The organism is Novosphingobium aquiterrae, from assembly GCF_042434435.1.
Lineage (GTDB): Bacteria > Pseudomonadota > Alphaproteobacteria > Sphingomonadales > Sphingomonadaceae > Novosphingobium > Novosphingobium aquiterrae.
Map to the genome: position 1 here is coordinate 113,987 of NZ_JBHLTL010000006.1, position 11,357 is coordinate 125,343.

At 63.9% G+C, this 11,357-nt stretch carries 14 protein-coding genes; 2 read left to right on the forward strand and 12 right to left on the reverse strand.

Features of this window, described 5'->3' with window-relative positions; genetic code table 11:
- Nucleotides 1–17: 17 nt before the first annotated feature.
- The 9 genes from ACFFF7_RS10285 to ACFFF7_RS10325 form a co-directional block, all read right to left on the reverse strand.
- Nucleotides 18–509 carry a Csu type fimbrial protein gene (locus ACFFF7_RS10285; protein ID WP_379481263.1) on the reverse strand — a complete coding sequence of 164 codons (492 nt, stop codon included), beginning with the start codon at nucleotides 507–509 and terminating at the stop codon, nucleotides 18–20.
- Between the two features lie 189 nt (nucleotides 510–698).
- On the reverse strand, nucleotides 699–1,193 hold the full coding sequence (locus ACFFF7_RS10290; protein ID WP_379481264.1) for a Csu type fimbrial protein: 495 nt from the start codon (nucleotides 1,191–1,193) through the stop codon (nucleotides 699–701).
- Nucleotides 1,194–1,285: 92 nt separating this feature from the next.
- Complete coding sequence (locus ACFFF7_RS10295; RefSeq protein ID WP_379481265.1) at nucleotides 1,286–1,762, reverse strand: Csu type fimbrial protein; 477 nt, start codon at nucleotides 1,760–1,762, stop codon at nucleotides 1,286–1,288.
- 75 nt (nucleotides 1,763–1,837) lie between these two features.
- Nucleotides 1,838–2,794, reverse strand: coding sequence for a ParB/RepB/Spo0J family partition protein (locus ACFFF7_RS10300; RefSeq protein WP_379481266.1), 957 nt, complete (start codon nucleotides 2,792–2,794; stop codon nucleotides 1,838–1,840).
- Nucleotides 2,791–3,567 (reverse strand): ParA family protein, encoded by a 777-nt coding sequence (locus ACFFF7_RS10305; protein WP_379481267.1) that lies wholly within the window; start codon nucleotides 3,565–3,567, stop codon nucleotides 2,791–2,793. The genes ACFFF7_RS10300 and ACFFF7_RS10305 overlap by 4 nt, the downstream gene beginning before the upstream one ends.
- A gap of 5 nt (nucleotides 3,568–3,572) precedes the next feature.
- Nucleotides 3,573–4,220, reverse strand: a complete 648-nt coding sequence (gene rsmG / locus ACFFF7_RS10310; protein WP_379481846.1) for a 16S rRNA (guanine(527)-N(7))-methyltransferase RsmG — start codon at nucleotides 4,218–4,220, stop codon at nucleotides 3,573–3,575.
- Nucleotides 4,220–6,067, reverse strand: coding sequence for a tRNA uridine-5-carboxymethylaminomethyl(34) synthesis enzyme MnmG (gene mnmG / locus ACFFF7_RS10315; RefSeq protein WP_379481268.1), 1,848 nt, complete (start codon nucleotides 6,065–6,067; stop codon nucleotides 4,220–4,222). Before mnmG ends, rsmG begins: the two co-directional genes overlap by 1 nt.
- Nucleotides 6,068–6,107: 40 nt before the next feature.
- On the reverse strand, nucleotides 6,108–7,385 hold the full coding sequence (gene mnmE / locus ACFFF7_RS10320; RefSeq protein ID WP_379481269.1) for a tRNA uridine-5-carboxymethylaminomethyl(34) synthesis GTPase MnmE: 1,278 nt from the start codon (nucleotides 7,383–7,385) through the stop codon (nucleotides 6,108–6,110).
- A 33-nt stretch (nucleotides 7,386–7,418) separates the two neighbouring features.
- Nucleotides 7,419–7,676, reverse strand: coding sequence for a DUF6489 family protein (locus tag ACFFF7_RS10325; protein WP_379481270.1), 258 nt, complete (start codon nucleotides 7,674–7,676; stop codon nucleotides 7,419–7,421).
- 115 nt (nucleotides 7,677–7,791) lie between these two features.
- Between ACFFF7_RS10325 and ACFFF7_RS10330 the strand changes: the two genes are divergently transcribed.
- Entirely contained in the window at nucleotides 7,792–8,490 is a 699-nt protein-coding gene (locus ACFFF7_RS10330; RefSeq protein WP_379481271.1) for a dienelactone hydrolase family protein, read from the forward strand.
- Nucleotides 8,487–8,885, forward strand: coding sequence for a nuclear transport factor 2 family protein (locus ACFFF7_RS10335; RefSeq protein WP_379481272.1), 399 nt, complete (start codon nucleotides 8,487–8,489; stop codon nucleotides 8,883–8,885). The genes ACFFF7_RS10330 and ACFFF7_RS10335 overlap by 4 nt, the downstream gene beginning before the upstream one ends.
- On the opposite strand, the gene ACFFF7_RS10340 is transcribed toward ACFFF7_RS10335, so the two are convergent.
- The 3 genes from ACFFF7_RS10340 to ACFFF7_RS10350 form a co-directional block, all read right to left on the reverse strand.
- The gene (locus tag ACFFF7_RS10340) at nucleotides 8,870–9,415 is read right to left on the reverse strand and encodes an AAA family ATPase (RefSeq protein ID WP_379481273.1); all 546 of its coding nucleotides are present in this window, start codon (nucleotides 9,413–9,415) and stop codon (nucleotides 8,870–8,872) included. The genes ACFFF7_RS10335 and ACFFF7_RS10340 overlap by 16 nt on opposite strands.
- Nucleotides 9,416–10,672 carry a transcription termination factor Rho gene (rho, locus tag ACFFF7_RS10345; protein WP_379481274.1) on the reverse strand — a complete coding sequence of 419 codons (1,257 nt, stop codon included), beginning with the start codon at nucleotides 10,670–10,672 and terminating at the stop codon, nucleotides 9,416–9,418.
- A 142-nt stretch (nucleotides 10,673–10,814) separates the two neighbouring features.
- Complete coding sequence (locus ACFFF7_RS10350) at nucleotides 10,815–11,258, reverse strand: CopD family protein (protein WP_379481275.1); 444 nt, start codon at nucleotides 11,256–11,258, stop codon at nucleotides 10,815–10,817.
- Between the last annotated feature and the right edge of the window lie 99 nt (nucleotides 11,259–11,357).

The window sequence follows — 11,357 nt, forward strand, 5'->3', positions numbered from 1 at the left end:
TCAGGTCTCCATGATGTTTAGAAGTTCACCGTGACGGTGACGGTGTCGGTGTAGGAACCGGCCGGAACCGACGTCGCCGAAGCGGGGATGCGGCCGTAGGCGGTCAGCGTGGCGAGACCGGTTGCGCTCGAACCAGCGACGGTGTCGGTGCCCGAGGTGTTGCCCCAGTTCTGGCCGCGGGCCGAATCACGGTACACGCCGTAAGGAATCTTCTTGGTCGCATCGGTGGTGTTCTGCAGGTAACGCTGCGAACCCGTGGCGTGGGTGCCGACGTCCATGGCAACGTCATAGGCCGCACCGATGGTGCAGATCAGATCGACGCTGGCAGTGGTGTCGACATTGACGCCGCCGACCGAGGTCAGCGTGCCAAAGGCCATCGGCGAAGCCGCAACGGTGCACGAGTTGATGACATTGACCGACACCGGCATCTGGTTGCTGGCCGAAGCCGCGAGAGCCGGAGTGGCAGCTAGGGCGGCAATGGCCGCAAACCCGAAAGCAATCTTACGCATGGTCTCTATTCCCCTGAAACATTGGCAGTTCAGCCACGTCCTCCATGCGTCACAAACCATTGCAAAATCCCTAATGGTTACAGGGAAATTTGCGGTCTGCTTGGGGAGAATACCTAGGAAAATATGGTTAACATTCGGTAAGCGCCGAGCGCCTTTGTCGGTACGCGGACCGCGAATGGATTTGCGATGTCAGAAGCTGATCGTAACGGTCAGCGTGTCGCGGTAACTGCCCGCCTTGAGCGTCTTCGAAGACGCAACGCGTCCATAGACCGGCAGTACGACCACGCCGGTGATACCTGAGTTTCCAGCGACATTCTTTGCTCCGCCGGTGCCCCAGACCTGACTGCGCGGCGGATCCTTGTAGACATCGTAGTTGATGTAGGCGTTGACGGCGGCGTTGAACACGCGGCGATTGATGCCGTTCGCGTAAAGTCCTGTGTCGATGTCCAAGGTGAACGGAATATTGGGCGTGCAGGCGATCGTTATCGTGGTTGACGAATCGACGTTAAGATTGGTCGGCACCGGAATGTTGAACACCAGCGGCAACGCGTTGACGGTGCAGCCGTTGATCACCTGGGCCCGGACGGGCATCGTGTAGGTCGCGCCGCCGGCATGCGCCGGGGCAGCAGCCAGCATTGCTGCGGCCGCGAGCACGATCAAACCCTGACGATGCGCGAATCGCATCATGTACCCCCTGATGTCTCATGGCGAGAATTAGGGGTTCACCCTTGCGATGTGGTTAAGACGCGATCAGCTTTGTTATTGTTCTGATTTATCTAGAAACTTACCGTTACCACAACCTGATCGACATAGCGCCCGGTGCGCAAATCCGGATGGGCTGGCGTCGCGCCATAGGCCTGCAGGCTCGCTTTGCCCAAGGCATTGGTCATGCCGCTAACGACGTCATCGGGTCCATCGGCCCAGCGCCGGCTCCGACCGGGATCGCGAAAGATGTCATAAGCGACATAGCGATCGGCAACCGGATCGTAGGCGCAGCGCTGGCCGCCGTCGGCATGGGAGCCGTGGTCAAGTGATACGGTAAACGGCTCATCCGGACCGCAGGCGATGGTGATGTCAGCCGACGACTGGCCCCTTCTCCCCTGCTGCGCGGAAAGCAGCAGCGGGCTGGCCGCAACGCTGCACCCCGCCTGAACCTCGACGGCGACGGCCATGACCGTGCTGACCGGTGGCGATTGCGCCAAGGCCGGGCTGGCCGTCAGGACGAAGAGAAAGCCGGGAACGATGCGGGACATGGCAAAGATCCTATCCCGGCAAACATCTCGCCGCTGTTAGCGCCTTGCTGCGTATTATCCCGCAGTCGGCAGTGCCTAGATCCCCCCGCCTGTCAGGCGCTGACAGATCAGGTCGAGCTGATCGAGCGTATGGTAGCGAATTGTGACCGCGCCAGACCGGGGGTCCGAATCGGCGTTGATCCGGACCGGCAGGCCCAGATATTCCTCAAGGTGGCCCTGGACCGCAGCGATATCTGCGGTCGAGGCCGCATCGCGCTGGCCGCGGGCGCGGCGCGGCGCGGCAGTGCCGGTATTCTTGCGGCGGACGCGCTTTTCGATATCGCGCACCGACAAGTGCCTGGCCACGGCTTCCGCCGCGAGCATGACAGCATCGTCTGAGCCGATCAGCGCGCGGGCGTGGCCCATGGAAAGCTGGCCTTCCTCGACCAGATCGAGCACCGGTTCGGGCAGAGTGAGCAGCCGCTGCAGGTTGGCAACGTGGCTACGGCTTTTGTCGACCAGCTTGGCGATCTCGGCCTGCGTCAGACCCTCGTCCTCAGCCAGGCGATGATAGGCCCGCGCCTCTTCGACCGGGTTGAGATCCTCACGCTGCAAATTCTCGATCAGCGCCAGTGCGTTGATGTCCCGTTCGCCCAGGTCGCGAATTAAAGCCGGAATTTCATGTAGTTGTGCCTTCTGCGCGGCGCGCCAACGTCGTTCGCCAGCCACGAGCCGCCACTGCCCTGGCCCATGCGGCGTGACGATTACCGGCTGAATAACCCCGCGCGCGGCAATCGATGCGGCAAGCTCGTCCAAGGCCGCCTCATCGAAGCGGCGACGCGGCTGCCCGGGATGCGGAACGATTGCAGCCACCGCCAGCATTGCCAGGCCAGAGGGAATAGCGCCGGCGCCGGAGGATGACTGCGGCGCGACCAGCGGCTCCTCGCGGCGCGACTCGCCCAGCAAGGCGCCCAGGCCGCGGCCAAGGGCCGGACGCTTGACGGCCCCGCCTTCGGGCTTTGGCGAAATGCGCACCACCGATTCGTCGCTCATGCGGCTTTCCTCTTTTCAGGCAGGCGGGTGATCAATTCGCGCGCCAGGGCCATGTAAGCCCGACTACCCGCGCAGGTGTGATCATAGACAAGTGCCGGCAGACCGTGGCTTGGCGCTTCGGACAGGCGGACATTGCGCGGGATCACCGATTCGAAAACCAGACTGCCCAGGCACGAGCGGACATCGTCTGCCACCTGGTCGGTCAGGCGATTGCGCCGGTCGAACATGGTCAAGGCCACGCCGACGATGCCAAGTTCGGCGTTGAAGCGTTGCTGGACCCGCTCAACCGTCTGCAGCAGCTGGCTAAGCCCTTCCAGGGCAAAGAATTCGCATTGCAAGGGAACCAGCAAGGTATTGGCGGCGCACAGCGCGTTGAGCGTCAGCAGCCCCAGCGACGGCGGGCAATCGATGAAGCAGATATCGTGACCGATGGCACCGTTGAGCGCTTCACGCAGACGATCGGTGCGGTTCTCGACCGAGACCAGTTCGATTTCCGCGCCGGACAGGTCAACTGTCGCCGGAATGATATCGAGATTGGGGATGCGCGTCGGCTGCTGGCAGTCGGCAACCGTAGCCTGATCGACCAGCAGGTCGTACGACGACCGTTCGCGCTCGTTTGTCGCAATGCCGATGCCGGTCGAGGCATTACCCTGCGGATCGAGATCGATAAGCAGGACTTTCCAGCCGGTTGCGGCCATGGCTGTTGCGATGTTGATCGCCGTCGTGGTCTTGCCAACCCCGCCCTTCTGGTTGGCGATTGCAACGCGTATCACGGCAGTTATCCCTTCTTTCCAGACCTGTCCGGGCCGATCAGGGTGCCGACTATAACGCCAGCTTCGGGATCGGTAAGCGATTGTTCCACGTGGAACAGATGCTTCCATCCGGCAAGGTCCTGCAACTCATGCGCGGCAGAACGGCCCTTGGGCAACAACCAAACGGTGTCCGCTGTGGAAAAACGGGCGGATAGATCAATAAGCCTTGGCAACGGGGCGAAGGCCCGCGCCGAAATGACCCGAACCGGGAATGTTTCAACCTGCTCAAGTCGCGCACCGTGGATTGTGACATTGGCAAGGCCGATATGCTCCACGGCAGTGTTGAGCCAGGCAATCCTGCGGCCACGCGATTCGACCAGGTGAACCGAGATGTCGGGGCGCAAAATCGCGATCACCAGGCCAGGGAATCCTGCACCCGCCCCAAGATCGATCCAGGGGTTCGATGTTTCACGTGGAACATGACTGAGAAGCTGCGCCGAATCGGCGACATGACGCAGCCAGACGCGATCGAGCGTTGCCGCAGCGACCAGGTTCTGCTGCTGATTCTCGACATTGAGGGCGGAAATCAGCCGCTCAAGCCGGCCTTCCGCTACCGGCGTCCACTCGGGCAGCGCCGCAAGCCAGGTCCGCGCGGCCTGTTCATCAGTGAGCATCACGCGGCACGCCGCCGGGCTTGCACCAGCAGGGCGGCAAGTGCGGCAGGCGTGATGCCCGGCACCCGGCCGGCTGCGGCGAGCGTTTCCGGACGCGCGGCGGACAGCCGTTCAACCATTTCACGTGACAGGCCCGGAACCGCTTCGAAGGGAAAGCCGTCGCCCAAGGCCAGATGCTCGGACGCACGCATATCACGCAGCTCCGCATCCTGGCGCGCCAGATAGGGGGCATAGGCCGCATCCTCGGCAACCTCTTCGGCAAGATCGTCGGCAAGGCTAATTGACGCGGGAAGCCACGGCTGGAGCATCTGCAAATCAACCCCGCCAAACCGAAGCCATTCACGCATTGGCAAACGCCCCGCATCGCCGCGCACCGGAAGCCCGGCAGCCGCAAGATCCTGGGCACCCACTGGGCTATCGAGTGCAGCCTCGATCTCCCCCTTGGCTTCCATCCGGCGTTCAAACCAGTCGCGGCGTTCGTCGCCAAGGCATCCTGCCGCCAAAGCCAGTGGCGTCAGCCGGGTTGAAGCGTTGTTGGCGCGCAGCCGCAGGCGATATTCGGCCCGTGCGGTCAGCATGCGATACGGCTCGCTGACGCCGTGCAGGGTCAGGTCATCGACCATGACGGCCATGTAGCTGTTGGCGCGATCGAGCGGCGCCGGCGCGTTCCCCAGCACCGTGGCGGCGGCGTGCATCCCGGCCACCAGGCCCTGTGCGGCGGCCTCCTCATAGCCAGTGGTGCCATTGATCTGTCCGGCGCAGAAAAGCCCGGGAATGGCCCGCAGTTCCAGGCTGGGGCGCAGCGCGCGCGGGTCGATATGATCGTATTCCACGGCATATCCGGGCACCGCCATGTCGACCACTTCAAGCCCATCCATCGTCCGGAGCATGGCCAGCTGCACATCGGCCGGAAGCGACGTGCTGATCCCGTTCGGATAGACCAGGTGGGTGTCGAGGCCCTCGGGCTCGAGAAATACCTGATGGCCGTCGCGATCGGCAAAGCGGTGGATCTTGTCCTCGATTGATGGGCAATAGCGCGGCCCTGAGGCACCAATCGCCCCGCTGAACAAGGGGGAGCGATGAAGATTGGCGCGGATCACGTCATGACTCGCCGGATTTGTCCGGGTGATTGCGCAGAACACCTGGGGCAGGACGCGGCCCGGCCCCAGGGCACTCATGGTCCATGGTTCCGAATCCGAGGGTTGCTCGGCCAGCCGCGCCCAGTCGATTGTGCGCCCATCGAGCCGCGGCGGTGTCCCGGTCTTCAACCTGGCCATTGGCAAGTCGGCATCGCGCAACTGGGCTGCAAGGCGCTGAGCCGAGGCTTCGCCAATGCGGCCGCCGACCAATCGCTCCTCCCCGCGAAACAGTGTTCCGCCCAGGAAGGTACCGGTGCAAAGGATGACTGCCCTGGCGTGCAGATCGGTGCCGTCAGCCAGACTGATGCCTGCGATTGTCCCGCCGCGCATCAGCAAGGCCGCAGCCTCACCTGCAATCAGGGTCAGATCACCCTGGCGCTGGATCAGATGCTGCACCGCTGCCTTGAACCGCTTGCGGTCCGCCTGCACACGCGGCCCCTGCACTGCTGAGCCCTTGGAGCGGTTGAGCATGCGGTAATGGATGGCGCCAGCGTCTGCCGCACGCGCGATGATGCCATCGAACGCGTCGACTTCGCGGACCAGGTGGCCCTTACCGAGCCCGCCGATCGCCGGATTGCAACTCATCGCGCCAATCGCGTCGAGATCGAAGCTGACCAGCGCAACCCGCGAACCCATTCGCGCAGCAACAGCCGCGGCCTCGACCCCGGCATGGCCTCCGCCAATCACAATGATGTCAAAGGTGGTCATGTCTACGCGCCCTTAGCGCAGCCATGTTCCACGTGGAACACTATTTCCCGATGCAGAACCGCCCGAACAGCGCATCGAGCATGTCTTCTGTCGTGGTTCGGCCCAAGAGGGCATCGAAGGCAACGCGCGCCAGACGCAGGCTTTCGGCAATCAGCAGCGGATCGACCAGACTTGCGGCCGAAGCCAAAGCTTCGCTAGCCTCGGTCAGCAGTCGGTGCTGCCGCTGGCTGAGCGCGGCATCACCTGGCTTGGGCATTGCCGATCGCGCCACCGCAACCAGATCGCGACGCAAGGCGTCCAGCCCTTGCCCGGTAAGGGCCGAAACGCGGTGGCGCGGCGCCTGCTTGATCGCGTGTCCGGGCCGGTCGATCTGCGATTCGATCTCCCACGACCCGGCCGGGCCCTCCCCTTCCTGGCCAAGCCACAGGACCAGATCAGACCGCGCCACAGCCGCCCGCGCCCGCTCGACACCGATCGCCTCGATTGCATCGCCCGCTTCGTCGCGCAGGCCCGCGGTGTCGAGAAATCGGAACGGTACACCGTCTATCGCCACCGGATGCGTCAAGACGTCACGCGTGGTCCCCGCCACAGGCGCGGTAATCGCCGCCTCCTCTTCAATCAACGCATTGAAAAGCGTGCTTTTTCCGGCATTTGGCGGTCCCGCAAGAACAACCTTGAACCCATCGCGCAGCACTTCGGCGCGAGGCCGGCCCAGCCAGGCGTCCAGCTCCTGCCTGAGCGCCGCCAACGCCGTGACGAACCCTGAAGGCAGCTGCGACACGTCATCCTCATCGGCAAAGTCGAGAACGGCCTCGACCGCGGCGGAGTGGTACAGCAGCCTGTCCCGCCAGCTCTCGATTGCGCGCGAGAAGGTTCCCCCGGCCATCGCCATGGCGGCCTGGCGCTGCAATTCGGTCTCTGCCCCCAGCAGATCGGCCAGTCCTTCCGCCTCGGCCAGGTCGATCTTGCCATTGGCAAAAGCACGGCGGGTGAATTCGCCAGCGCTCGCGCGTCGCAGTCCTGGCAGCGCTGCCAAGGCCGCTTCCACGGCGGCGACGACAGCGCGCCCGCCATGGCAGTGCAGCTCCAGCGTATCGTCTCCAGTCGCCGTAGCGGGTCCCGGCAGCCACAGGGCCAGGGCGCGATCAAGGATCTCGCCTTGTCCGTCGCGCAAGGTGACCGTCACGGCCTTGCGCGACGGCAGGTTGCGCCCCGCCAGCGCACTAAGCGCCACCGCCGCTGATGGTCCGCTGACCCGGATAAGCGCGATCGCCGCCGGCGGCGCGCCACTCGACAAGGCGAAGATCGTATCGGACATTGCGGGCATCAATGCGGCGCGCCAGGCGCGCGGCTAATCGTCCGACTTCTTCTTGGTTCCGGCGGCAAAGGCATTGCCGCTTTCCATGAAGTTCTGGAAAAGCTTCATCCCCACCTGACCCATCGGGGCAAGACCCTTGGCGAATTCCTGCAACTGATCAACGCTGCCCGCCCCTTTCATTGCCTTGGCAATGGCATCGACATAGAACTGGTTGGCCTTGCCGACATCGGGCAGGCCCAGGAAGGTGCGCGCCTCTTCGGGCGTGCAGTCGATCTCGACGTGGACTTTCATGTTTCCTCCTTGGGCAAACCCAGTCTCCCCCGCCCCTTGCTGGCATAGCCCCTTGGCAAAGTCCACGGCGCGCTTAGGGTGCGCGGCGAACATGCCTTTCTCGCGGAGTTGCACGATGGCCGAATCAATCCAAATCCCCACCCTTGATGGCAGCGGCACAATCCCCGCGCACATCGCGCGTCCCGCGGGCTCACCCAAGGCGGCGATCATCGTCATTCCGGAAATCTTCGGTGTGAACGAAGGCATTCGCGGCAAGTGCGCCAAGTGGGCAGCAGCCGGCTATCTCGCCGTGGCCCCTGACATCTTCTGGCGCTTTGCCCCCGGGGTCGAACTCAATCCCGACGTTCCCGAACAGCTCAATGAGGCGTTCGGCCATTTCCAGCGCTATGACGCCAATGACGGGGTCTACGATATCGAAGCGACGATCAAGTGGCTGCGCGGCAGTGAAGGCGTGGCCAAGATCGGCTGCGCCGGGTACTGCCTTGGCGGGCGGCTTGCCTATATGGCGGCGGCGCGCACCGACATCGACGCCTCGGTCGGCTACTATGGAGTGATGATCGACCAGATGCTCGACGAGGCCCATGGCATCGCCCGGCCGCTGATGCTCCACATCCCGACCGCCGATCATTTCGTCGGGCCCGAAGCCCAGGCCGCGATCCACGCCGGTCTGGACAATCATCCGCGCGTGACACTCTACGACTATCCGGGTCTGGACCACGGCTTTGCGGCAGAGATGGGCGAGCGCCGCGACGAGGCCGGGGCTGCATTGGCGGATGGCCGCACGGCGGCCTTCCTTATGGAGCACCTGGCATGAGCGGCGCGCGCGCCGGGGTCGCGGCCTGGCACGCCTACATGGACAGCGATGCCGATGCCGCGCTGCTGGGGGCAATGGTGGCAGACGATGCGGTGTTCCACTCACCCGTCGTGCACAGCCCGCAAGCCGGCAAGACCAAGGTCATGCTTTACCTGCTCAGCGCCGCGAAGGTGCTGGGGAATGACAGCTTCCGCTATGTCCGCGAAGTGATCGAAGGCAACGACGCGCTGCTTGAATTCACCGCCGAGATCGACGGCATCCACATCAACGGGATCGACCTGATCCGCTTCGACGATGCTGGAATGATCAAGGATTTCAAAGTGATGGTCCGCCCGCTCAAGGCGGTCAACAAGCTGTGGGAAATGATGGCGGCGCAGCTTCAGGCGGCGGGCTGAAGGCTTTCGCGAAGAAATCGCAGCCGTGCATCGACGCCCGCCAGCGGCAAGTCGGTGACCGCATAGCCATAGCGCCGCCACGCCGCGGTGACGGCCTCGTCGCTGGCCACGGCTTCCGCCCAGTCCTGGATCCGCTCGGCGTCCTGGGCATAGATCGCGGCCCAGGCCGGGGCGCGCAGGATCGGACCGTGATAGCGCAGGGTACGGCAGGCCCGGTCGATCGCCGGGGACACCGGGAGTCCGGATACATCAAGGAAACCGACCACATCGGGAAAGCCGCGGTCGAACAGGACCGGGCCGGGAAGGTTGGCAAAGCGCTCGTATTCACGGGCGTGGGCCTCGGCCATGGCCTCGGCAAAGCCAAGAGGGTCGCCCGCGCGCAGCTCCATGCCGCCGGGTCTTTGCAGCAACTGGCGCGCCACTTCGGGCGAAGTCGCAATCCCCGCTGCGGCAGCAGCATCGAGCAGGGTGGTCTTGCCCGCCCCCGGCGCGCCGGTCAGAACCGCGTGCCGGGGTACAAGCAAGGCCATTTACTGATTCATCGTCGCGAAGAAGTCTTCGTTGGTCTTGGAATCCTTCATCTTGTCGAGGAGGAATTCCATCGCGTCGATCGTGCCCATCTGCATCAGGATGCGGCGCAGCACCCACATCTTGCTGAGCTTGTCCTTGGCGACCAGCAGCTCTTCCTTGCGGGTGCCGCTCTTGCCGACATCGAGCGCCGGGAAGATGCGCTTGTCCGCGACCTTGCGGTCAAGGACGATTTCGCTGTTGCCGGTGCCCTTGAACTCTTCGAAGATCACTTCGTCCATGCGGCTGCCGGTATCAATCAGCGCGGTGGCGATAATCGACAGGCTGCCACCCTCCTCGATGTTGCGTGCCGCGCCGAAGAAGCGCTTGGGGCGCTGCAGGGCATTCGCATCGACACCGCCGGTCAGGACCTTGCCCGATGACGGCACCACGGTGTTGTAGGCGCGGCCGAGGCGGGTGATCGAATCCAAGAGGATCACCACGTCGCGCTTGTGCTCGACCAGGCGCTTGGCCTTTTCGATGACCATTTCAGCGACCTGGACGTGGCGCTGGGCGGGCTCGTCGAAGGTCGAGGAAATCACCTCGCCCTTCACGCTGCGCTGCATGTCGGTGACTTCCTCGGGCCGTTCGTCGACCAGCAGGACCAGCAGGAACACTTCGGGATGATTGTCGGTGATCGCCTTGGCGATGTTCTGCAGCAGCACGGTCTTGCCGGTGCGCGGCGGGGCGACGATCAGCGCGCGCTGGCCCTTGCCCTGGGGGCTGATGATGTCGATCACCCGCGCCGACTTGTCCTTGACCGTCGGGTCGAGCGTGTCGAGGTTCAATTTGCTGTCGGGATAGAGCGGGGTCAGGTTGTCGAAATTGACCCGGTGGCGGACCGCCTCGGGATCGTCGTAGTTGACCGTGACCAGCTTGGTGATCGCGAAATAGCGCTCGCCGTCCTTGGGGGCGCGGATCTCGCCTTCGACGGTGTCGCCGGTGCGCAGGCCCCATTTGCGGACCTGGTTGGGCGAGACATAGATGTCGTCGGGTCCGGCAAGGTAGTTTGCCTCAGGGCTGCGGAGGAAGCCGAAGCCATCGGCGAGCACTTCGATCGTGCCCTGGCCGACGATTTCCTCACCGTCTTCCGCCACTTCCTTGAGGATGGCGAACATCAGGTCCTGGCGGCGCAGGGTCGATGCGCCTTCGACGCCCAGCTCTTCGGCCATTTCGACCAGCTCGGCAGAGGTTTTTTTCTTGAGTTCTTTGAGATGCATTGTGTGGTTTCCGTCGCTTGCGGAGTCTGGGAATGTCCGGCCGATCATGGGGCTTGGGGAAAGCGGATCGGGTCACGGCGAGGCCGCGGGCTTTGTGCCGGTCTCGCGGCGAATAGGCCCGCCGGGGCCTTACGTCAACGGATCAGAACGGCTTCACGATCACCAGGATGACGATCAGCGCCGCGGCGATTCCCGGAACCTCGTTGATCAGGCGTAGTTTGCGCCCGGTCAGGCGGCGCTCGCCGCGGGCCAGGGCCGCGTGATAGCCAGCCAGCCAGACGTGGTAGGCGCTGAGGATCAGGACAAGCGCCAGCTTGGCATGGAACCAGCCCTGGCCCAACGCGCCGATGCTGACAGCCAGCGCCAGGCCCAGGACCCACACAACCACCAGCGAAGGCCACAGAATGATCTTCAGCAGCTTGGCCTCGCGGTCGGTCCACACGGCATTTTCGGGCGAATCCGGCGCGGCTTCCTGGTGATAGACGAAGAAACGCGGCAGCATGAACAGCCCGGCCATCCAGAAGATCACGAAGATCACATGGCCGGCCTTGAGCCACAGATAGGTCATCGCAAGCACCTGTTGCATGGGGCAAGTCCATAGAGCCTGCGCGGCCCCGGACTCAAGGGGATTGCCGGGCCTGATATCAGCTGGCGCCGATATGAAAAGGGCCCGGAACCGCCAGCG